The organism is Streptomyces sp. YIM 98790 (assembly GCF_011421595.1).
GTDB lineage: Bacteria > Actinomycetota > Actinomycetes > Streptomycetales > Streptomycetaceae > Streptomyces.
In genome coordinates this window covers 1-21268 of sequence record NZ_WTLH01000071.1, presented here as the reverse complement: position 1 = coordinate 21268, position 21268 = coordinate 1, and the positions used below count along the sequence as shown (strand labels likewise).

16 protein-coding genes and 1 pseudogene are annotated in these 21268 nt (G+C 74.5%); 8 read left to right on the top strand and 9 right to left on the bottom strand.

Features of this window, described 5'->3' with window-relative positions; genetic code table 11:
- Window positions 1-13: 13 nt before the first annotated feature.
- The gene (locus tag GQS09_RS14160) at window positions 14-736 is read left to right on the top strand and encodes an SDR family oxidoreductase (protein ID WP_165986410.1); all 723 of its coding nucleotides are present in this window, start codon (window positions 14-16) and stop codon (window positions 734-736) included.
- Window positions 733-1608, top strand: a complete 876-nt coding sequence (locus GQS09_RS14155) for an NAD(P)-dependent oxidoreductase (protein ID WP_207957817.1) — start codon at window positions 733-735, stop codon at window positions 1606-1608. Before GQS09_RS14160 ends, GQS09_RS14155 begins: the two co-directional genes overlap by 4 nt.
- A gap of 114 nt (window positions 1609-1722) precedes the next feature.
- Here GQS09_RS14155 and GQS09_RS14150 read toward each other — a convergent pair whose 3' ends face one another.
- From GQS09_RS14150 to GQS09_RS14140, 3 genes and pseudogenes are all read right to left on the bottom strand, one after another.
- On the bottom strand, window positions 1723-4134 hold the full coding sequence (locus GQS09_RS14150) for an excinuclease ABC subunit UvrA (RefSeq protein WP_165986409.1): 2412 nt from the start codon (window positions 4132-4134) through the stop codon (window positions 1723-1725).
- Between the two features lie 186 nt (window positions 4135-4320).
- Window positions 4321-4482: pseudogene (locus tag GQS09_RS14145) on the bottom strand (VOC family protein); the annotation flags it as partial.
- 84 nt (window positions 4483-4566) lie between these two features.
- Window positions 4567-5139: a GNAT family N-acetyltransferase gene (locus tag GQS09_RS14140; RefSeq protein ID WP_165986417.1), complete on the bottom strand. Its 573-nt coding sequence runs from the start codon at window positions 5137-5139 to the stop codon at window positions 4567-4569.
- A 611-nt stretch (window positions 5140-5750) separates the two neighbouring features.
- Here GQS09_RS14140 and rox point away from each other — a divergent pair.
- The 3 genes from rox to GQS09_RS28620 all read left to right on the top strand — a co-directional run bounded on the left by rox (window position 5751) and on the right by GQS09_RS28620 (window position 9515).
- Complete coding sequence (gene rox / locus GQS09_RS14135) at window positions 5751-7178, top strand: rifampin monooxygenase (protein WP_165986407.1); 1428 nt, start codon at window positions 5751-5753, stop codon at window positions 7176-7178.
- A 266-nt stretch (window positions 7179-7444) separates the two neighbouring features.
- A complete protein-coding gene (locus GQS09_RS14130) occupies window positions 7445-8344 on the top strand; it encodes an alpha/beta fold hydrolase (RefSeq protein ID WP_165986406.1) in 900 nt (299 codons plus the stop codon).
- A 430-nt stretch (window positions 8345-8774) separates the two neighbouring features.
- Window positions 8775-9515, top strand: a complete 741-nt coding sequence (locus tag GQS09_RS28620; protein ID WP_207957816.1) for a hypothetical protein — start codon at window positions 8775-8777, stop codon at window positions 9513-9515.
- A 116-nt stretch (window positions 9516-9631) separates the two neighbouring features.
- Here the strand turns inward: GQS09_RS28620 and GQS09_RS14120 are convergent, their stop codons facing one another.
- Window positions 9632-10138 carry a hypothetical protein gene (locus GQS09_RS14120; protein WP_165986405.1) on the bottom strand — a complete coding sequence of 169 codons (507 nt, stop codon included), beginning with the start codon at window positions 10136-10138 and terminating at the stop codon, window positions 9632-9634.
- Between the two features lie 340 nt (window positions 10139-10478).
- Here GQS09_RS14120 and GQS09_RS14115 point away from each other — a divergent pair, with 340 nt between their 5' ends.
- Both GQS09_RS14115 and GQS09_RS14110 read left to right on the top strand, forming a co-directional pair.
- On the top strand, window positions 10479-11789 hold the full coding sequence (locus tag GQS09_RS14115; protein ID WP_165986404.1) for an FAD-dependent monooxygenase: 1311 nt from the start codon (window positions 10479-10481) through the stop codon (window positions 11787-11789).
- Window positions 11790-11920: 131 nt separating this feature from the next.
- Window positions 11921-15076 (top strand): BTAD domain-containing putative transcriptional regulator, encoded by a 3156-nt coding sequence (locus GQS09_RS14110; protein ID WP_165986403.1) that lies wholly within the window; start codon window positions 11921-11923, stop codon window positions 15074-15076.
- On the opposite strand, the gene GQS09_RS14105 is transcribed toward GQS09_RS14110, so the two are convergent.
- The 3 genes from GQS09_RS14105 to GQS09_RS14095 all read right to left on the bottom strand — a co-directional run bounded on the left by GQS09_RS14105 (window position 15060) and on the right by GQS09_RS14095 (window position 18009).
- The gene (locus GQS09_RS14105; RefSeq protein ID WP_313896137.1) at window positions 15060-15821 is read right to left on the bottom strand and encodes an ABC transporter permease; all 762 of its coding nucleotides are present in this window, start codon (window positions 15819-15821) and stop codon (window positions 15060-15062) included. The genes GQS09_RS14110 and GQS09_RS14105 overlap by 17 nt on opposite strands.
- Window positions 15818-16756: an ATP-binding cassette domain-containing protein gene (locus GQS09_RS14100; RefSeq protein ID WP_165986402.1), complete on the bottom strand. Its 939-nt coding sequence runs from the start codon at window positions 16754-16756 to the stop codon at window positions 15818-15820. The genes GQS09_RS14105 and GQS09_RS14100 overlap by 4 nt, the downstream gene beginning before the upstream one ends.
- A 620-nt stretch (window positions 16757-17376) precedes the next feature.
- Window positions 17377-18009: a DUF1707 domain-containing protein gene (locus tag GQS09_RS14095; protein ID WP_165986401.1), complete on the bottom strand. Its 633-nt coding sequence runs from the start codon at window positions 18007-18009 to the stop codon at window positions 17377-17379.
- Window positions 18010-18266: 257 nt separating this feature from the next.
- On the opposite strand from GQS09_RS14095, the gene GQS09_RS14090 reads away from it, so the two are divergent.
- Window positions 18267-19796, top strand: a complete 1530-nt coding sequence (locus GQS09_RS14090; protein WP_165986400.1) for a fused MFS/spermidine synthase — start codon at window positions 18267-18269, stop codon at window positions 19794-19796.
- Window positions 19797-19851: 55 nt separating this feature from the next.
- Here GQS09_RS14090 and GQS09_RS14085 read toward each other — a convergent pair whose 3' ends face one another.
- Both GQS09_RS14085 and GQS09_RS14080 read right to left on the bottom strand, forming a co-directional pair.
- Window positions 19852-20505, bottom strand: coding sequence for a dihydrofolate reductase family protein (locus tag GQS09_RS14085; protein ID WP_165986399.1), 654 nt, complete (start codon window positions 20503-20505; stop codon window positions 19852-19854).
- A 449-nt stretch (window positions 20506-20954) separates the two neighbouring features.
- A complete protein-coding gene (locus GQS09_RS14080; RefSeq protein WP_165986398.1) occupies window positions 20955-21107 on the bottom strand; it encodes a VenA family class IV lanthipeptide in 153 nt (50 codons plus the stop codon).
- Window positions 21108-21268 lie beyond the last annotated feature (161 nt).

The following is a 21268-nucleotide window of genomic DNA, read 5'->3' as shown; positions in this document are numbered from 1 at the left end:
TAGCGTTCCGGGCATGGACATCAACAACTCGGTCGCCCTGGTGACCGGCGCGAACCGCGGTCTGGGCCGCGCCCTGGCCGGCACCCTGCTGGCGCGCGGCGCGCGGCGGGTCTACGCGGCGGCGCGCGACACCGCCTCCCTGACCGGACTGCACGAGCGGGTGGTCCCCGTCCGGCTCGACCTGACCTCGCCCGAGGACATCACCGCCGCCGTCGCCCAGGCCCCGGACGTCACCCTGCTGGTGAACAACGCGGGCACGGCCCGCTTCGCCGACCCGTTCACCGCCGGCCGCGACGAGCTCGCCGGTGAGATGGCCACCAACTACACCGGCACCGTCGACCTCATCCGTGCCTTCGCCCCGGTCATCGAGGGCGCCGGCGGCGGCGCCGTGGTCAACGTGCTCTCGCTGCTCGCCCTGGCCGGCACGCCGCCGATGGCCGGCTACGCCGCCTCCAAGGCGGCGCTGCACTCCTTCACCCAGTCCATCCGCCCGGGGCTGGGCGCCCGCGGCATCGCCGTGCACGGCGTGTATCCCGGCGGGATGGACACCGACATGCTCGCCGGGTTCGACGACGTGCCCAAGACCGCGCCGCGCCTGGTCGCGGAGGCGATCGCGGAGGGCGTCGCGGCCGGCCGCACCGACATCTTCCCGGATCCCACCTCCGAGAAGATGTCGGCGCTGTGGTGGACCGATCCCAAGGGGTTCGAGCGGGCGTTCTCCGGAGAAGGCCGGTGAGCGGGCGGCTGCCCCGCGTCGCCGTGATCGGGCTCGGTGCGATGGGGGCGCGTCTGGCACGCAACCTGTGCGCCGGCGGCTATCCGGTCGTGGTGGCGAACAGGTCGCCGGAACCGGTGCGGGAGCTGGCCGCCGCGGGAGCGTCCGCGGCGCCCTGCCCCGCGGAGGCCGCTGCCCGGGCCGATGTCGTGCTCGTGGTGGTCTCCGACGACAGGGCCTCCGAGTCCGTGTGGCTCGACCGCGGCACCGGGGTACTGGCCGGCGCGGCGCCCGGCACCCTGGCCATCGAGGCCGGCACGCTGTCCCCGGGCTGGATCCGGAGGCTGGCCGCGGCGGCCGGCCGGCGCGGCATCAGATTCCTGGAGGCGCCGATGGTCGGGTCCCGCCCTCAGGCCGAGGCACGGGCGCTGGTCCACCTCGTCGGCGGCCCGGCCGGCGTCCTCGCCGACGCGCGCGGTGTGCTGGAGAACAGCGCGGCAGGCATCCACCACGTCGGTGACCACGGCACCGCCGCCGTCCTGAAGCTGATCGTGAACGCGTCCCTGGGCACCCAGGTCGCCGCCATGGCGGAACTGCTCGGCATCGCCCGCCGTGCGGGCCTCGATCCCGCCGAAACGGTCCGCGTCCTCACCGGTCTGCCGGTGACCAGCCCGGCCGCCGCCCGCGCGGCGGACGCCATGACCGCGGGGGACTTCGCGCCGCGCTTCCCGGTGCGGCTGGCCGCGAAGGACCTGGGCTACCTCACCGCGCTCGCCGGGGAACTCGGCGGCGATGCGCCGCTGACCCGCGCCGCCCTGGCCGGGTATGAGCGGGCCGGCGCCGTCGGGCACGGCGACGACGACCTGACCGCCGTCGCGGCGCTCCACCGCTGAGCAACCCTGCGGGGGGCCGCCGTGCGGTGCGGTCCCCGCAGGGGCGAGAGCCCGGCACCCGGCGGCCCCCGGGGCGGCACAGCCGCCCCGGCTCCGCCGCCGGGGCCGCCGCGGTCAGCCGCCGACGTAGGCCGCGAGGTGCTCGCCGGTGAGGGTGGAGCGGCCGGCGACGAGATCGGCCGGGGTCCCCTCGAAGACGATCCGGCCGCCGTCGTGCCCGGCACCCGGGCCGAGGTCGATGATCCAGTCGGCGTGCGCCATGACCGCCTGGTGGTGCTCGATGACGATGACCGACTTGCCGGAGTCGACGAGCCGGTCGAGCAGCCCGAGGAGCTGCTCGATGTCGGCGAGGTGGAGGCCGGTGGTCGGCTCGTCCAGGACGTAGACGCCGCCCTTCTCGCCCATGTGGGTGGCCAGCTTGAGCCGCTGCCGCTCGCCGCCGGACAGCGTGGTCAGCGGCTGGCCGAGGGTGAGGTAGCCGAGCCCGACATCGGCGAGCCGCCCCAGGATGGTGCGCGCGGCCGGGGTGCGCGCCTCACCGGTGCCGAAGAACTCCGCGGCCTCGGCCACCGGCATCGCCAGCACCTCGCTGATGTCGCGGCCGCCGAGGCGGTGTTCCAGCACCGATGCCTCGAACCGCTTCCCCTCGCACTCCTCGCAGGTGGTGGCCACTCCGGCCATCATCCCCAGATCGGTGTAGACGACACCGGCGCCGTTGCAGTTGGGGCAGGCGCCCTCGGAGTTGGCGCTGAACAGCGACGGCTTCACGCCGTTGGCCTTCGCGAACGCCTTGCGGATCGGGTCCAGCAGCCCGGTGTACGTCGCCGGGTTGCTCCGCCGCGAGCCGCGGATGGCGCCCTGGCCGACCGACACCACACCCGCGCCGGCCGGGACCGACCCGTGCACCAGCGAGCTCTTGCCCGACCCGGCGACGCCGGTGACGACGACCAGCACCCCGAGCGGGATGTCGACATCGACAGCGCGCAGGTTGTTCGCCGACGCACCGCGGATCTCCAGCGCCCCGGTGGGCGTCCGCACCTTCTCCTTGAGGGCGGCCCGGTCGTCCAGATGGCGGCCGGTGACGGTGCCGCTGCCGCGCAGCCCCTCGACGGTGCCCTCGAAACAGACCGTGCCGCCCGCCGTGCCGGCACCGGGCCCGAGGTCCACGACGTGGTCGGCGATCGCGATGGTCTCCGGCTTGTGCTCCACGACCAGCACCGTGTTGCCCTTGTCCCGCAGCTGCAGCAGCAGGGTGTTCATCCGCTGGATGTCATGGGGGTGCAGGCCGATGGTCGGCTCGTCGAAGACGTAGGTGACATCGGTGAGCGAGGAGCCGAGGTGGCGGATCATCTTGGTGCGCTGGGCCTCGCCGCCCGACAGGGTGCCCGAGGGCCGGTCGAGGGAGAGGTAGCCCAGCCCGATCTCCACGAAGGAGTCCAGTGTCTGCCGCAGCGCGGCGAGCAGCGGCGCGACCATGGGGAATTCCGGCTCGGACGCGCCCGGGGCGGGCTCCTCCAGCCCGCGGACCCACGCGGCCAGGTCGCTGATCTGCATCGCGCAGGCGTCGGCGATGCTGATGCCCCGGATCCGCGACGACCGGGCCGCCTCGCTGAGCCGGGTGCCGTCGCAGTCGGGGCAGGCCGTGAAGGTGACCGCCCGGTCCACGAACGCCCGGATGTGCGGCTGCATCGCCTCCCGGTCCTTGGCGAGGAGCGATTTCCGCACCCGCGGGACCAGCCCCTCGTAGGTGAGGTTGACGCCGCTGACCTTCACCTTGGTCGGCTCGCGGTGCAGGAAGTCGTGCAGCTCGGCCTCGGTGTAGTCGCGGACCGGCTTGTCCGGGTCGAGGAAGCCGGACTCGGTGAAGATCCGCACCGACCAGCCGTCCGCCTTGTAGCCGGGCACGGTGATCGCCCCCTCGGCCAGCGACTTGGAGGCGTCGTACAGCTGGGTGAGGTCGATGTCGGAGACCGTGCCGCGGCCCTCGCACCGCGGGCACATGCCGCCGATGCGGGTGAAGGACTGCCGCACGGCCTTGCTGTCACCGCGTTCGACGGTGATCGCACCGCTCGCCCGGACCGAGGGGACGTTGAAGGAGAACGCGCCGGGCGAGCCGATGTGCGGCTGCCCGAGCCGGCTGAACAGAATGCGCAGCATGGCGTTGGCATCGGTGGCGGTGCCGACCGTGGAGCGGGGGTCGGCACCCATCCGCTCCTGGTCGACGATGATCGCGGTGGTCAGCCCGTCCAGGACGTCGACCTCGGGCCGTGCCAGCGTCGGCATGAAGCCCTGCACGAAGGCGCTGTAGGTCTCGTTGATCAGCCGCTGCGACTCCGCGGCGATGGTGCCGAACACCAGCGAGCTCTTTCCCGAGCCGGAGACGCCGGTGAACACCGTCAGCCGGCGCTTGGGGATCTCGACGCTGACGTCCTTGAGGTTGTTCTCGCGCGCGCCGTGCACGCGGATCACATCGTGGCTGTCGGCAACGTGCGGTGCGGGCGGCTGCGGGTCCGTCCTCGTGGCCATGCTGTGGTTCTCCCTCTCTCGGGCGGTCCGCCCGGCGCGGTCCGCCCGGCTCCGAGCGGTATGTCTGGTCTGTTCCCGTCGCCGGGTCATGGCGCGACGGTCTCACTGTCTGCCTGATCGGCGGTGCCGGCCGGGCCGGCACCGCCGGACCCGGCCGGACAGGCGGACGGCTCAGCGCAGCTGCTGGACGGACGTGCCGGGGCGGCCGGCGGGGCCGGCCGTGATCCAGCGCATCGTGCCGTGCCCCACGCCGTTGCGGGTCCCGGAACCGAGGGTGTCGCGGCAGCGGGCCGGGGCGGTCTCGGGACCCTCGTGCGGGAGGAAGGCCGCGTGAATCGTGATGTCCATGGCCGTCACGCTAGCCACGGCCCCGGGGGCCGTGCTTCTCCATTCCTGACCGGTCTGGCCGGCCGGAGCGCCGGCCGCCGGCCGTCAGCGCAGGTCGAGCCGCATCAGCACGCGGGGATGGCCGGCCAGCACCGAGGCGGTGGCGGCGGCCCGGGTGAACCCGGCGCGCTCGAAGTTCTTCCGGAGCCCGGGGTACGCCATCGTCAGGTCGACCCGGGCGTCGCCGCTGTCCAGCGGGTAGGCCTCGACGGCCGGCGCGCCGTGGGCACGGGCGAAGCGGACCGCGCCGGCGATGAGGGCGTGCGAGATGCCCTTCTTCCGGTGACCGGGGCGTACCCGGATGCACCACAGCGACCAGACCGGCAGGTCGTCGACGTGCGGGATCTTCCGGCTGCGGGCGAACGAGGTCTCCGCACGCGGTGCCACGGCGGCCCAGCCCACCGGCTCGTCCTCGTCGTAGGCGAGAACTCCCGGAGCCGGCTCGGCCCGGCAGAGCCCGGCGACGTACTCGCCGCGGGCCGGACCGCGGAGTTCCTTGTTGAGCCCGGAGGGAATCCGGTAGCTGAGGCACCAGCAGACGTCGGCCCCGGGCGACCTGGGGCCGAGCACCTTGCGGACGTCCTCGAACTCCGAGGCCGGGCGAACGTCGATGGCCATGGCACCACGATGGCACGGCCCGGCCGGCGCGCGCACCGCGTCGAAGGTCCCATCGGCGGCCGGCGCGAAGAACGAGACCGCGATGATCCGCAGCGTGGCCTGCTCCCGCGCCGCCCGCACCACGTGGTCCCGGGCGGAGAACCGCCGGGCGAGGGCGGTGGCGGAGGAGACCTCGGCGGCGGAGTCCAGGACTTCGTGCACGCGGGGGCCGGGTGCCGTGATCGCGGCTCGGGCACCGGACGCGAGGACGGGCGGCGCCCGGAGCGATCCGGGGCCCGGGCGCACAGAAGAAAGGCAAGGAGCTCATCAACTCCTCGCCANCGCACAGAAGAAAGGCAAGGAGCTCATCAACTCCTCGCCACTTTCAACCTATAGCGCACCGGGGGCCTTGCGGCAAGACCCGGGTCGTGCCGCAGAATCTCCGGCCTGAGCCGGAACCTGCGGAAAGCGACGGTTCGCGAAGTACGTGCGTACGTGTCGGTGCACGGGTTCCCGTCGAACGCGGAGCCGCCGACGCGGCCGCGCGGCGGTACGGGCACCGCTCCGCGCCGCACCGCGCCGTCAGCAGCGGGCGGCCGGCATGCAACCTTGTCTTCCCATGGGGGGTCCTGATGATGGACGTGATCGTCGCCGGCGGCGGACCGACCGGCCTGATGCTGGCCGGAGAGCTTCGGCTGCACGGCGTGCGCGTGCTCGTGCTGGAGAAGGAGACGGCGCCGTCCGGGCTGTCCCGCGCGCTCGGGCTGCATGTCCGCAGCATCGAGGTGATGGCCCAGCGCGGTCTGCTGGAGCGGTTCCTCGCACGCGGCAGGCAGTACGCGGTCGGCGGCTTCTTCGCCGGCATCGACAAGCCGTGGCCCGACCGGCTGGACACCGCACACGCGTACGTCCTGGCCATCCCGCAGAGCATCACCGAGCACCTGCTGACCGAGCACGCCACCGCGCTCGGCGCCGAGCTCAGGCGCGGCTGCGAACTGGTCGGGCTGGCCCAGGACGCGGACGGGGTGACCGCCGAGCTGGCCGACGGCACCCGGCTGCGCTCGCGCTACCTCGTCGGCTGCGACGGCGGACGCAGCACGGTCCGCAAGCTGCTCGGCGTCGGCTTCCCCGGTGAGCCCACCAGGGTGGAGACGCTGCTGGGCGAGATGGAGGTGGCCGTGCCGCCCGAGGAACTGGCCGCCGTGGTGGCCGAAGTCCGCAGGACCCAGTTCCGGTTCGGCGCCATCCCCCTCGGGGGCGGGCTGTACCGCCTGGTCGTGCCCGCCGAGGGGGTGGCCCCGGACCGCACCGTCCCGCCGTCCCTGGAGGAGTTCCGGCAGCGGCTGCGGGCGTTCGCCGGCACCGACTTCGGCGTGCACTCGCCGCGCTGGCTCTCCCGCTTCGGCGACGCCACCCGCCTTGCCGAGCGCTACCGTGCCGGCCGCGTGCTGCTGGCGGGCGACGCGGCGCACATCCACCCGCCGACCGGCGGCCAGGGGCTCAACCTCGGCATCCAGGACGCGTTCAACCTCGGCTGGAAACTGGCTGCCGAGGTGGGCGGCTGGGCACCGGAGGGACTGCTGGACAGCTACCACACCGAACGGCGCCCGGTGGCCGCGGACGTTCTCGTCACCACCCGCGCGCAGCTGGAGCTGCTGTCCCCGGATCCGGGCCCCCGGGCGGTGCGCCGGCTGGTGTCGGAACTGATGGACTTCGAGGAGGTGAACCGGTACCTGATCGAGAAGATCTCGGCGATCGCGGTCCGCTACGACATCGGCGCGGGCCACGCACTGCTCGGCCGGCGGATGCCGGACATCGGGCTGAAGCGGGGGCGCCTCTACGAGCTGATGCACCGCGGCCGCGGGCTGCTGGTCGACCGGACCGGCCGGCTCACGGTGGCGGGCTGGGCGGACCGGATCGACCATGTCGCCGACCCCGCCGAGGAACTCGACGTCCCCGCGGTGCTGCTGCGGCCGGACGGTCACGTGGCATGGGTCGGTGAGGATCAGCAGGACCTGCTCGCCACGGTGCCCCGGTGGTTCGGCGCTCCCGTCTCCTGATTCCCCGGCCCGTCCTGTCACCGCGCCGTCACCGCGCCGTCCGGCCGCATCCGCGGCGGGCACACCGCCGCCGGCGGCCGTCGGGGAGCGGGTGCCGGGCCGCCTCACCGAGCCGCTTTCCCCGCCGGCGGGCTTCTCCGCCGGCACCCGGCCGCGGGGCAGGCCCGGCAGCGCCTGCGGGAGGCCGGGGAGGAACCCCCGGGGCGGTTTGTTCCGTGGCGTCCCGGTTCCCGGGCATTGTCGGTGGCCTCTCCTAGGGTGGCGCCATGGGTGAGGCGATGGTGCGCGTCGGCGGTGTGGAGCTGTGCACGGAGTCCTTCGGCGATGCGCGCGCGCCCGCGGTGCTGCTCATCGCCGGGGGCGCATGCTCGATGGACTGGTGGGACGCCGAGTTCTGCCGGCGGCTGGCCGCCGGCGGCCGGTTCGTCATCCGGTACGACCACCGCGACACCGGTCGCTCGGCCGGCTGGCCGCCGGGGGAGCCCGCCTACACCGGCTCCGACCTGACCGGCGACGCGGCCGGACTGATCGAGGCACTGGCCGGCGGCCGGGCGCACGTGGTGGGGCTGTCGATGGGCGGCGGCATCGCCCAGCACCTCGCGGTCGAGCACGCGGACCGGGTGGCCACGCTGACCCTGATGTCGGCCAGCCCCGCGTTCCCGGTCGCCCCGGGGACCGGCCTCCCGCCGGTGGCGGACCGGCTCGGGGCGGTGTTCGACGCCCCGGCGCCGGAGCCCGACTGGAGCGACCGCGATGCCGTCGTGGAATACCTCGTGGAGCAGGAGCGGCCGTACGCCGGCCCGGATTCCTTCGACGAGCCCTGGGTCCGCGCGGTGGCCCGCCGGGCCGTCGGCCGGACGGCCGGCCCGGAGTCGAGCGTGAAGAACCACTGGAGCATCGCGGAGGGCGAGGGCGGTGCGTCCCGCAGCCTGGCCGAGGTGGCCGCGCCGACGCTGGTCGTCCACGGCAGCGAGGACCCGCTCTTCCCGCCCGGCCACGCGCAGGCGCTGGTCCGCGAGATCCCGGACGCACGGCTGCTGATGCTCGACGGATTCGGCCATCAGGCGCCGCCGCCGGCCGCGTGGGATCTCCTCGTGCCCGCTCTCCTGCGGCACACCGCCACGGAATCCGGTCCGCACGGCACGGGAAGCGGCGACCGGCACTGACCCCGCCACGCCCGCGAGGCGCCGCAGCGCCGCAGCGCCTCCGGCCCCGCCTTCGTCCCGCCCGGTGCCGACGGGAACCCGCCCGCACATCTCGTGACCGCCCTCGACGAGGTCTGGAAGCACCGGGAGGAGACGTACGGCAGCGCCGCTACGGCTTCCGCAACGACGGCCGGGACCAGAGCTCCACCCACTGGTGGCGTCATCTGAGAGACCGCTACGGCTGGGGAACGCGCACGCCGCCCGGCGTGCGGACGGGCGCGGCTGCTGCGGCGTGAGCCCGGGTGCGCGGCGGGCGGTACGGGGCAAGGACACCGGGCGCGGCGCGGGCCCCGCACGGATTCCGGTGACACCCGTGTGAGTGAACTGCCGCTGCGGCGGTGCGGGAAGAACACCTGCGCACCACCGCAGACCGGCAGAGCGGGAGTCCTCCATGGCAGCCATCACCACCGTCACCGTCCGGATCCACACCGCCGACGTCCGCGGAGCCGAAACCGAGGGCCGCGTCTATCTCGGCCTGGCCGGCCGGGAGTTCCGGCTGCGCAAGAGCGCGTCCGGCTTCGCCCGCGGCGCGCAGGAGACCTTCACCCTCGGCGAGGGCGCGGATGTCTTCGACGCCGGCTTCAACGACCCCCGCAGCCCGGCCCTGGACACCGCGGACCTGGACCGCTTCCCCGCCTACCTGCGCCTGGACCCCACCGGCTCCGGCCCGGCGTGGTGCCTGGAACACGCCCGCGTGACCGTCAACCCCGGGAGCGGCAGTGCGCAGGTCTTCGAGAGCCCGGCCCTGGACGGCGAGGGCGAGGACCGCCGCATCTGGCTGGACGCCTACTACGGCACCGCGCTGCATCTGCGGCGCGTACCCGGCAACGGTGACGGCCCCGGACCGGGGGCGCTGCTGCTGGTGCGCGGCACCGTCCGCGCCGACGGCTCCGTCGCCGCCGGCAGCGGCAACTTCACCGTCTCGAAACCGGGCCCGGGCAGGTACGTCATCGAGTACGACCCGGCCTTCCCCGATGTGCCCAGCGGAGCGGTCAGCATCTGGGGCAGCAACTGGTGGATGGCCGACAACGCCCACATCGCCACCCTCGGCACCAGCCGTGCCGAGATCTACACCAGCGCCAGCGACGGCACCCTGGCCGACCGTGACTTCACCTTCCTCCTCGTGACCTGACCCCGGCCCCTGCCGGCCGTGGGCCGGGCGGGCGGACCGGGGCGAAGCCCGGCCTGCGCACCGGACATCCGCGCCGCCGAGGCCGGCCCTGACGTGCGGAACCACCACGGCACTGCTCAGCGACTGCCGTCCCGGCTGCGGCTGCCCGTCCCGCCGGAGTCCAAGGCCGACCTGGAGGCGGTGACGAACGCGTAAATGGCGGCCTTGGAGGACGCGCGGCGCTCGGCGAACGCCTTGCGGTCCCGTTTCTCGTACATCGTTTCCACTTCCGTCAGCGCCGCCCGCGCCTTGTCCACCAAGGCCTGGCTGTCGGTGAGGAGTTCCACCCTGAACATGGCCTCCTGGGCGGCGGTGCGCAGTTCGTAGGACTTGCGGCGCAGCGACAGCCGGTCGTCCTCGGGGTGGTTGTCCCATTCGGCATACCAGCGGTCCATCACGCCGCGCCGGTAGTCCATGAGCGCCCCGCCGTACGCGGCGTAGGCGTCCAGCCGCTCCTGCCGCAGCCGTTCGGCCCGCTCGATCTCGGCCGCCAGCCTGGTCGACTTGCGCTGGTAGTGGTGCGCGACCGTGGTGCCCAGCAGGGTGCCCAGCACCGCTATGACGCTTGCTCCGAGAACCTCCATCCGCCAAGTGGATCACGTCGCCGTCCGCACATCGACCCCGGCCGCACCCGGCGGCTGCCCGTGCCCGCCCCGGTCACGCCGCCCGGTGCAGAGCGGCGCGCACGTCGCGCCCGCCGGCGCCGCCGTCCGGGCCGGGCGTACCGGGCGCGTTCCCGGGACCTCGCCCCGGCCGCCGTGATCCCGGGGGTGTAGGCGTGTCCCCCAGCGGTACTCGCCACCTTCCGCCGGTCCCTCGCGTCCCCCGGCCCGGAAAACCGCCGGGAACGCAGGCGGCGGAGCCGTCAGCGGAGACAGCGGAAGACACCGGAAGACACCGGAAGACAGCGGGGAGGAAGACGTCATGAGCCGCAGCACGCCCCCCGGCGGGCTGGCCGGCGAGCTGATCGCCACCGGCAACCGGATCTCCCGGGCACGGGTCTTCTCCGGCCTGGTCATCGACATGCGGGAGCTGCCCAGCCGCTTCCCGTTCGTGCTGATCACCCCGCAGTACGAGACCGAGCGGGTGCTGCAGCGGCGCGCCGAGCGGGCCGGGGCCGGCTTCCGTCACGAGACCGAGTTCCTGGACCTGAGCCAGGACGACGACGGCGTCGCCCTGCGGGTGCGGACCCCCGGGGGCGAAAGCACCGTGCACGCCCGCTACGCGGTGGGCACGGACGGTCACCACAGCACGGTCCGGCACTCCCTGGACATGCCCTTCCCGGGCGAGTCCGCGGTCACCTCCATGGTGCTGGCCGACGTCCGGCTCGCCGGACCACCACGGCGGCAGTCGTTCACCGCCAACGGCACCGCGGAGGCCTTCGCGATCCTGGCCCCGTTCGGCGACGGCCACCACCGGGTCATCGGCTGGAGCCGGGAGTACGACGCGCCGGAGGACGTGCCGCTGGAGCTGGACGAGGTCCGCCGGCTCAGCCGCCAGGTGTTCGGCACCGACTTCGGCATGCACGACTGCCGCTGGCTGTCCCGCTTCCGCAGCGACGAACGGCAGGTGCCCGCGTACCGGGACGGCCGGGTCTTCCTCGCCGGGGACGCCGCCCACGTGCACTCCCCGGCCGGCGGCCAGGGCATGAACGTCGGCCTCCAGGACGCCGCCAACCTGTCCTGGAAGCTCGCCGCCGCGCTGGACGGCCGGCCGGGGGCCGCGGCCCTGCTGGACAGCTACCACACGGAACGGCACCCGGTCGGCACCGCCGCGCTGCGCAGCAGCGGCGTGCTGATCCGCGCCGCCATGGTGCGCAACCGGCCGCAGTTCCTGGCGCGGACGGTGCTGAGCCGCCTCGCCCTGGGCGTCCCCGCCCTCCGCCGCAGGGTGACGGGCCGGGTCAGCGGCATCGACGTCGCGTACCCCGCGCCGCCCGGCGCGCATCCGCTGGTGGGGCGGCGGGCCCCGGACCTGGCCCTGGCCGGCGGCTCCCGGCTGTACGAGGCGCTGCGTCCGGGCCGGTACGTGCTGGTCACCCCGGCCGGCGAGGAGCTGCCCGGGGACGGCGGCGCCTCGGACCACGGCGGCTGGGTCGGCCGGGTCCACTGGGCCAGTCCGCGGCGCCGCACCCTGCTGCTGGTCCGTCCGGACGGACACATCGCCTGGGCCTCCGACGCCCGGGACCCGGCCGAGCGGGCCCGCGGGCTGGGCACCGCCCTGTCCGCGGTGTGAGGCGGCGCCCCGCCGCCCCCGCCGGTCCGCTGGCGCTCGCATGAGGAGCGCGGTGCCACGGCCGGCGGCGGCCGGGAGGCGGGCGCGGCCGCGGGGCCGCCGGCCCGGACGCCCCGTGACAAAATCGGCGGGTGCAGATCGGGATGCTGGGCCCATTGGAGGTCCGCGGGGACGACGGCGGCCTGGTCGAGGTGCCGGGCGCGCGGCTGCGCGGACTGCTGGCCGCCCTGGCGCTCACCCCGGGCCACGTGGTGCCCAAGGCCTCGCTCGTCGACTGGATCTGGGGGGAGCATCCGCCCGCCGATGCGGCGAACGCCCTGCAGCGCCTGGTCTCCCGGCTGCGGAAGGCCATGCCGGACGGGATGGTCGAGGGGCAGCCGGACGGCTACCGGCTGACCGTGGAGCCCGACGCCGTCGACGCCGTGCGGTTCGAACGGCTCGTCGTCGCGGGCCGGGCCCGCTCCGGGGACGGGTTCCGGCGGGTGCGGCTGCTGCGCGAGGCCCTCGGACTGTGGCGCGGCGCGGCCCTGCAGGACGTCGGCCTGCAGGACAGCGCCGCGTTCGACGCCGCGGCGGTCCGGCTGGAGGGGCTGCGCCTGACCGCCGCCGAGGAGCGGTTCGAGGCGGAGATCTCCCTCGGGCGTGGTGCGGAGGTGGTCGCGGAGCTGGCCGACCTGGTGGCCGTGCACCCGGTGCGGGAACGGCTCGTCGCCGCACTGATGCGCGCCCTCGTCGCGGCCGGCCGCGACAGCGAGGCGCTGCTGGTGTACCAGCGCGCGCGGGAGGCCCTGGCCGACGCGCTGGGCGTGGACCCCTCGCCGGAGCTGGCCGCGTTGCACGTCGCGCTGCTGCGGGGCGGGCCGGGGCGGCGGAAGGAGAGCCGCAGGACCAACCTGCGCGCCGAGCTGACCACCTTCGTCGGCCGGGGTGCCGATGTCGCCGCGGTCCGCGGACTGATCGCCCGGCACCGGCTCACCACCGTCACCGGGCCGGGCGGCTCCGGGAAGACCCGGCTGGCCACGGAGACCGCCCGCACGCTGCTGGGCGATCTGCCGGACGGAGTCTGGCTGGTGGAGCTCGCCGCCATCGGCGCGGACGGCGGCGTGGCCGAGGTGGCGCAGGCGACGCTTGCCGGGCTGGACCTGCGGGACACCCTGCTCGGCGGGGCGGCCCCGGACACGGAGCCGGCGGACCGGCTCGTCGCCGCGGTCCGCGAGCGGGAGGCGCTGCTGATCCTGGACAACTGCGAGCACGTGATCGAGTCCGCGGCGGTGTTCGCCCACCGGGTGCTCGGGGAGTGCCGGCGGCTGCGGATCCTGGCGACGAGCCGGGAACCGCTCGGCATCACGGGGGAGGCGCTGTGGCCGGTCGAGCCGCTGGCCCTGCCGGAGGGTGACGCGGGCCCGGGCGAGATCGAGTCCTCACCCGCCGTCCGGCTGCTGCGCGACCGGGCCGGGGCGGTGCGCCGGGATCTCGCGGCCGACGCCCGCACGCTGGCGACGATGGAGCGCGTCTGCCGGACGCTGGACGGGATGCCGCTGGCGATCGAACTGGCCGCGGCCCGGCTGCGCACCATGTCGGTCGACCAGCTCGCCGGCCGGCTCGACGACCGGTTCCGCCTGCTGACCGGCGGCAGCCGGACGGCGTTGCCGCGGCACCGGACGCTGCGCGCGGCGGTCGACTGGAGCTGGGAACTGCTCGGCGACGCCGAGCGGACGGTGCTGCGCAGACTCTCGGTGTTCTCCGGCGGGGCGAGCCTGGAAGCCGCCGAACGGGTCTGCGCGGGCGACGCGGTCGAACCGGAGCAGGTGCTCGAGCTGCTCACCGCGCTGACCGAGAAGTCGCTGCTGCGCGCCGAGGGCGGCACCGCCCCGCGCTACCGCATGACCGGCACGATCAGGGAGTACGCCGGGCACCGGCTCGCGGAGGCGGGGGAGTCGGAGCGGGCGCGCCAGGCGCACCTGGCCTGCTTCACCGAGCTCACCGAGACCGCGGAGCCGCACCTGCGCCGCGCCGAGCAGCTGGAGTGGCTGGCCGCACTGGACGCCGAGCACGACAACATCGGTGCGGCGATGCGCGGCGCGCTGGCGGCCGGGGAGGCGCAGGCGGCGATGCGGCTCGCGGCGGGCGCGGGCTGGTACTGGTGGCTCAGCGGGCACAGGACCGAAGGCATCGAGCTGATCATGGCGGCGACCAGGACGCCCGGCGAGGTGACCGACGAGGTCCGGGCCACGGTGTACGGGCTGGTCGTGCTGTTCGTGACCTCCGGGCGGGGCGACGAGCGCCGGGCCGCGGAGTGGATCCGCGAGGCGCACCGGTTCACCCGGCGCAGCCCGGCCGGCCACCCGCTGCTGGGTTTCGTCGCCCCGATGGAACGCATGCTCAGCGGGCCCCACGCGTTCCTGCCCGCTGTCGAACCCCTGCTGGAGGACGAGGATCCCTGGGTGCGCGCGCTGGCCAGGTTCCACCTGGGCAAGATGCGGATCCTTCTCGGCGAGGGCGGGCGGGACGCGGACGCGCACCTGGAGAGGGCGCTCGCCGAGTTCCGGGCACTCGGCGAGCGGGTCGGGATGTCGTTCGCCCTGACCGAGCTGGCGGAGCGGTTCGCCGTGCGCGGCGAGTTCGCCGGTGCCTGCGCGTACTACGAGCAGGCGATCACGGCCGTCACCGAGGTCGGTGCCATCGAGGACGTCATCCGGATGCGCTCGCGGCAGGCGCAGCTGTACTGGCTGCTGGGCGAGGAGGACGCCAGCGCGGCCGCCGTCGCCGAGGCGCGGCGGTGCGCGGAGCGGGTCGTCTGGCCGGAGGGGCTGGCCGAGCTGGCCCTCGCGCAGGCGGAACTCGCCCGGTGGGGCGGCGACGCCGAGGAGGCGCACCGGCAGCTCGGTGCGGCGACGGCCGTACTGGGCGACGAGGCGGGGCGGGCGGCCAACCGCGCGGTCACGCACGACCTGCTCGGCTATCTCGCCGCCGATCCCGGCGAGGCCCGGGCGCACCGGGCGGCGGCCTGCGAGGCGGCGTCCGAGGCGGGACACGCGCCGCTGATCGCGCAGGTGCTCGTCGGGGTCGCGGACCTGGCACTGCGCCGCGGCGAGTACGCGCAGGCCGCGCGGCTGCTCGCGGCGAGTGCCGGGGTGCGCGGGCTGCAGGACCGCTCCCATCCGGACGCGGCCCGGATCGAGCGGACCGCGCGGCGCCGCCTCGGAGACGCGCGGTTCGCCGAGGCGGCTGCGGAGGGGTCGCGGACCGGCTGGTCTCAGCTGGCCGGGGTCACGCTCGCTTCCTGAAGGCGGAGACCGCCCACACGTACCCGAGGAGCCCGAGCCCGGTGCACCAGGCGACGGCCGCGATCGCGTCGCCGGCCGGCGGGTTGCCCTCCAGCAGGCCGCGCAGCGTCTCGATGACCGGGGTGAAGGGCTGGTACTCCGCGAACTGCCGCACCCCAGCCCCCATCGTCTCCGCGGGCACGAAGGCGCTGCTCAGGAACGGCAGCATGATCAGCGGCACGGTGGCCAGGCCCGCCGACTCCGCGGTCTTCGCGGCCAGCCCCAGGGCGACGGTGAGCCAGCCGGCCGCGAGGCTGAGCAGCACGAGCAGGCCGATCGCGCCGAGCCAGTCGAGGGCGCCCGCGTCCGGACGGAACCCCATCGCGAAGGCCACCGAGAGGATGGCCGCGCCGGCCACCAGGCAGCGCAGCGTGGTGATCACGACGTGCCCGGTCAGCACGGCGCCTCGGGAGACGTCCATGACCTTGAACCGGTTGATGATGCCCTTGGTCATGTCGGAGTTCACGGCCGTCGCGGTGGCGCCCAGCCCGTAGGCGGTGGCCATCACGAGCAGACCGGGGGTCGCGTAGTCGATGTATTCGGCGTCGACGTCGAACGCGCCACCGAACACATGGACGAACATGAACATGATCACGATGGGGAACAGGACCGCTTGGAACACCGTGACCGGGCTCCGCATGGTGTGCTTCAGATTGCGGCGCAGCATGGCCGCCGAGTCGCCCAGCGGCGTCGGGAGGGTGCTCACCGTGCGACCTCCTCCGTGCTCGTGTGCCCGGTCAGGGCGAGGAAGACGTCATCGAGGTCGGGTGTGTGCACGGAGAACTCCTGGGCGTTGATCGTGTGCGCGTCGAGCCGGTCCAGCAGGGCCCGCAGCGACCCCGACTCGCCGTCGCTGGGCACCCGCAGCGTCAGTTCCTGGTCGTCCCGCGTGGACCCGGCAAGGATCCCCGCGGCCGCGTCGAGCTCCCCGGGGCCGGCGAACCGGAGCCGGACATGGGTGCCGGGAACCCGGCGCTTGAGCTCCTCGGGGGTGCCCTGGGCGACCAGGCGGCCCTGGTCGAGCACCGCGATCCGGTCGGCGAGCTGGTCGGCTTCCTCCAGGTACTGGGTGGTGAGGAAGACGGTGGTGCCGTCGGCCACCAGTTCGCGGACGATCCCCCACATCGTGCGCCTGCTGCGCGGGTCCAGCCCGGTCGTCGGCTCGTCCAGGAAGATGATCCGCGGGTCGCCGACCAGCGTCATCGCCAGGTCCAGCTTCCGGCGCATCCCGCCGGAGTAGGTCGCCGCCATCCTCTGCGCCGACTCCGCCAGGCCGAACCGCTCCAGCAGCCGCGTGACGACCCGGTCACCGGAGCGCACCCGCTTGAGGTCCGCCATCAGCTGCAGGTTCTCCCGGCCCGACAGCAGCTCGTCGACCGCGGCGAACTGACCGGTCACGCCGATGGCCGCGCGCACCTCCTTGGTCTCCGTCACGACGTCGTGCCCGGCCACGCGCACCGTCCCGGCGTCGGCCTTCAGCAACGTCGTGAGGACGTTCACCGTGGTCGTCTTGCCGGCCCCGTTGGGGCCGAGCAGGGAGAACACCGATCCTGCGGCGACATCGAAGCCGATGCCGTCGAGCACGACTCTGTCCCCGTATGCCTTCCGCAGCCCGGAGACTGCAATTGCCGAATTCTTCATGCCGCCACCGTCCCGGCCGGGCCTGACACCCGCCTGTCACCCCCCTGACACGGCCCCTGACACGGCCCCTGACACGGCCCGGCGCCTCGCCCCACACTGGCCGTCACCACCCGCCGCCGGCGGCCTCCGGCCGGGTCGCCCGGCCGTGCGGGTGGCGCACCAGCCCTGCCGTCCCCGGCCGGCGCGCCTTCCGGTGCACCGGCCGACACCCGCGAAGGAGTGGAGCGCACACCCTGTGACGTGCGCGGTCTTCCCACGCCACGTCCCGCCCTGCATGTCGTCGGCGCCCCGTACATGGCCGGGGGTGCTGGTCACGGCCACCGGCACGCTCGCCCTCTGGCTGCACTCCCGCCGGCGTCGGCACCGCCAGCGGCACTGCGCCACCGCTCCCGTTCTCCCGCCCCGGGCGGACGACCGCCGGCCTGCCCGGCGTCCGCCGCGCTCCCGCTGCCGGCCGAATGCCGCCGCCTCCGGATCGGCGGTGCCCGCGCCGGGCCGCCGATGGCACCCGGCCCGCCCGGGCGGAGAGCAGTCCGGTGCCACGTTCCTACGGTCCGGGCCGGCGCGCCCGGGCCGCGGCGTGAACGCTTCCTCCGTGCCCGGCACCCACGCCGGACCCGCTACTTCGCGTCCGACGCCTCCACCCGCACCGTCCCGCCATACATCGATCCCGTCACCGTGATCACATGCGTCACCGCTCCCGGCACCGCGTGCCGCGAGGCATTGTCGCGGACCCGTCCGCCGTGCGACGCGATCCCGCTCAGGTCCACCGCGACCCCCGGCGGCACCGTCAGCCGCACGCTTCCGCCGTACGCCGAGATGCGGAGCGTGCTCTCCCCGCCCTCCGGCAGGCGTGCCACGGTGTAGTCCAGCCGCGCCGAGCCGCCGGCCACAGTGAGCTCGACGAGGCGCGGCACCGTCCATGCGCCCTCCCGCCGAAGCCGCTGGCCGGCCACCTCCCACCGCTCCGCCTCCCCGTCCGCCGGAGCCGGTGCCGGTGCCGCCGTCGCGGGCGCGCGGACGGCCGGCGGCGCGGGCGCCGCGACCGGCAGGTCCTCCGTGAGCGGCTCCAGATCCGCGAACGTGCGCGCGGCGAGCGCTCGTTCCATCCGCTCTTCGAGCTCATCGATGTCCAGCCGGCCGTCGGCCGCCGCATCCCGCAGGATCTCCACCATCCGGTCGCGGTCGGCATGGGAGACACGCAGCAGTCGCGGATCGCGTTCGGCTCGGTCGCTCGGCTTCTCGATGCTCATGGCCAAGTACCCTACGGCCGGCCCGCATCCCGGGCGAGCACGCATGACGGGACCCGGCCGCGGCCTGGCCGCCCCTCCGGCCGGCACCGTTGAGGGTCATGCGCCGCGGGGTACCCGGTTCGGCCCCCGCGTCGTCTGCGTTCCCGCACACGGATCGCCTGGGAGCCCTGCAACTGCGGCCCGGAAACCCGTACCTGCGCCTCCTTCCCGGCGGGCGTTTCTCCCAACGTCCGTCCGTGCACGGGCCGCGTGCGAGGATGTCGGTTGTGACCGGATCGTCTTCCTCGTCTGTCGCCGAGGGTGCGCCGCGCAACGACGGCCTGGGTCCCCGTGCGGCTGCCGTGCTGGTGTTCGGCTCCTCGGCCTCCGTCCTGGTGGTCGAGATCGTCGCCCTGCGGCTGCTGGCCCCCTATCTCGGCCTCACCCTCGAGACCAGCACCATGGTGATCGGCATCGCCCTCACCGCGATCGCCCTCGGCTCCTGGCTGGGCGGGCGCATCGCCGACCAGGTCAGTCCGCGCCGGCTCATCGGCCCCGCGCTCGGGGTGTCCGGAGCGGTCGTGGCGCTCACCCCCGCCGCGCTGCGCACCACCGCGGAGTGGGCGCCGGCGATGCTCCTGCTGATCGCGTCGCTGGCCATCCTGGTGCCGGCCGCGCTGCTCTCCGCGGTGACGCCGATCGTGACCAAGCTGCGGCTCACCAGCCTCGCCGAGACCGGAACGGTGGTCGGCCGGCTGTCCGGCGTCGGCACCGCCGGGGCCATCGTCGGCACCGTCCTCACCGGCTTCGTGCTCGTCTCGCGGCTGCCGGTCAGCGGCATCCTGATCGGTCTGGGCGCACTGCTGGTGGCCGGCTCGGCGCTGGTGGGGTGGCGCACGCGCGGGTGGAGCAGCACCCCTGCCCTGATCCTCGCGCTCGTCGCCGGCGGCCTCGCGACCATGGTCGCGCCCGGCGGCTGCGACACGGAGACCAGGTACCACTGCGCACGGGTCGTCGAGGATCCCGACCGGAGCAGCGGTCGCACCCTCGTTCTGGACGGCCTGCGGCACTCCTACGTCGACATCGACGACCCGACCTACCTGAAGTTCCGGTATGTGCGCGCCTTCGCGTCGGTGGTCGATGCGGCCTTCGCGGAAGGTGAACCGCTCGCCGCCCACCACCTGGGCGGCGGCGGGCTCACCCTTCCCCGTTACCTCACCGCGACGCGGCCCGGGACGCGCAGCCTGGTGTCCGAGATCGACAGCGGGGTGGTGCGCATCAGCCGCGACCAGCTCGGTCTGACACCGGACGCCGGTATCGACGTACGCGCCGAGGACGGCAGGCTCGGCCTGCGGCGACTGGACACCGGCAGCCGTGACCTCGTCGTCGGCGATGCCTTCGGGGGCGTCAGCGTGCCGTGGCACCTCACCACCGTGGAGGCGATGACCGACGTACGGCGGGTGCTCGACGACGACGGCCTGTACGTCGCCAATCTCGTCGACCATGGTGGGCTCTCCTTCGCGCGCGCCGAAGCGGCCACCCTCAGCGAGGTCTTCGAGCACGTCGCCCTCCTCGGGGAGCCCGCCGGCAGCGACCTCGGCCCGGCCGCCGCCCCGGAGGGCGGCAACCTGGTGGTGCTCGCCTCCGACCGACCGGTCGACCTCGGCGCGGTCCGGGACGGGCTGGACGCCCGGGAGACCGGCTGGCAGGTCTTCGCCGGCGACGCCCTCACCACCTGGATCGGCGACGCCCGGCCGCTCACCGACGACTACGCCCCCGTCGACCAGCTCCTCCAGCCCTACGGCTGACGACGATGCCGCGCGCCGGGACGACACGGCCCCGTGCCGACCGCCGCGGCCACCTCTATCCGGGGCCGGGCCGGGCATCGTTCCCGGCGTCGTTCCCGGCGTCGGCGGTTTCCGCCGTGGCTTCCGTCTCCGGCGGTCCCTCCAGGCGCCGGTAGCGCAGCAGCAGCACGCCACCGGGATAGGACTCCGGCGGCTCGGTCTGCTCGAAGCGGCCGGCTGCCGTGCCTTCGGGAAAGAGCCGCTTTCCCTCCCCGAGCACAACCGGACACACCCACAGGTTCATCCGGTCGACCAGGGCCTCGCGGAACAGCGTCTGCAACAGGTTCGCGCTGCCCCACGTGTGGATCTGCGCATGCCGCTCCCGCAGGTCGCGAACCCCGGCACCCACGTCGGTGATCTGGGTGCTGGCGTCCCAGGACAGCTCTGGTGTGCCGCGGGACGCGACGTACTTGGGGACCCGGTCGAAGGCCCGCCCGATCTCATCCGGTCTGCCCGGCCAGTAGCTGCGGAAGATGTCGTACGTCGTGCGCCCGAGCAGCAGCGCGTCGGACTCCCGCACGATCGCATCCACCTGTGCGCCGGACTCCGCATCCCAGAACGGGCGTTCCCAGCCCGCGTACGGGAAGTCCCCGTCCTGCTCGGTGGGGCCGCCGTTGGCCTGGATCACACCGTCCAGCGTGGAGATGATGTTGACGTGCAGCTCACCCATGCGTCGCTCCTGCGATTCCCGTGGGGTCCGTGCGGACCTCTTCCGGGGCGCGCGCAGACCGTCGGCATGCACGCCGCCCTCCCTGGCGTCCTGTTCCGGACTGTAGACGGGAGGACCGACAGCGGAGCTCTGATGGTCCCCCGGACGGGGCAGCCTCCAGCGGGTGCGGGCGGGCCCGGACGTCGCGGACCGCGCCGGGCAGCGCGGGCGACGCCCGCAGCGGACGGCCCATGGGGCACCTCCCGGCCGGGGGCGGGGAGGCCGGAGAGGATCTGCACGTTCATCCCGTGAAGTCCGCCGCCCCCACCGGCAATCCGCTCGGAAGCCGGTGGGGGCGGTTGACACCGTGTGTCCGGTGCTGCCGGCCAGAAGGCCGGCAGCACCGGTGGATGTGCGGTGTCGTCCCGGCTGCGGTGGGGACACCGCTCGCGCTGGCGAGGGCCGTCCGATCAGCAGGTGATGCCGATGCAGACGGTGTTCAGGACCGTGAGCAGGCCGATGCAGGCGCACGTCGCGCCGTTGGAGGCCCCGTCGACCTCCAGCGGCTCGGTCTCGGGGAGCGCGTGCAGCTCGGCGAGCAGTTCGAGTTCCTGGTTCTGCATGATGTCCTCCTTTGTGTGCGGGGTCGGCGACGCGGGTTGCGCCGCTCCTGACGGGCGTGCCGGGCAGGGCCGGTCACCCGCGCTTCGGGGCCGGTGGCGAGCGGTACCGGCGGCCGGACCGTCCGGTGCCCGGGGAGGCGTGGCGGCATCGGGCCTGCTCG

Excerpts from the sequence above, each read along its gene's own strand:
- GQS09_RS14160 (WP_165986410.1), top strand. The coding sequence starts at position 14 with ATGGACATCAACAACTCGGTCGCCCTGGTGACCGGCGCGAACCGCGGT.
- GQS09_RS14150 (WP_165986409.1), bottom strand. The coding sequence starts at position 4,134 with ATGGCCACGAGGACGGACCCGCAGCCGCCCGCACCGCACGTTGCCGAC.
- GQS09_RS14140 (WP_165986417.1), bottom strand. The coding sequence starts at position 5,139 with ATGGCCATCGACGTTCGCCCGGCCTCGGAGTTCGAGGACGTCCGCAAG.
- rox (WP_165986407.1), top strand. The coding sequence starts at position 5,751 with ATGATGGACGTGATCGTCGCCGGCGGCGGACCGACCGGCCTGATGCTG.
- GQS09_RS14130 (WP_165986406.1), top strand. The coding sequence starts at position 7,445 with ATGGGTGAGGCGATGGTGCGCGTCGGCGGTGTGGAGCTGTGCACGGAG.
- GQS09_RS28620 (WP_207957816.1), top strand. The coding sequence starts at position 8,775 with ATGGCAGCCATCACCACCGTCACCGTCCGGATCCACACCGCCGACGTC.
- GQS09_RS14120 (WP_165986405.1), bottom strand. The coding sequence starts at position 10,138 with ATGGAGGTTCTCGGAGCAAGCGTCATAGCGGTGCTGGGCACCCTGCTG.
- GQS09_RS14115 (WP_165986404.1), top strand. The coding sequence starts at position 10,479 with ATGAGCCGCAGCACGCCCCCCGGCGGGCTGGCCGGCGAGCTGATCGCC.
- GQS09_RS14100 (WP_165986402.1), bottom strand. The coding sequence starts at position 16,756 with ATGAAGAATTCGGCAATTGCAGTCTCCGGGCTGCGGAAGGCATACGGG.
- GQS09_RS14095 (WP_165986401.1), bottom strand. The coding sequence starts at position 18,009 with ATGAGCATCGAGAAGCCGAGCGACCGAGCCGAACGCGATCCGCGACTG.
- GQS09_RS14090 (WP_165986400.1), top strand. The coding sequence starts at position 18,267 with ATGTCGGTTGTGACCGGATCGTCTTCCTCGTCTGTCGCCGAGGGTGCG.
- GQS09_RS14085 (WP_165986399.1), bottom strand. The coding sequence starts at position 20,505 with ATGGGTGAGCTGCACGTCAACATCATCTCCACGCTGGACGGTGTGATC.
- GQS09_RS14080 (WP_165986398.1), bottom strand. The coding sequence starts at position 21,107 with ATGCAGAACCAGGAACTCGAACTGCTCGCCGAGCTGCACGCGCTCCCC.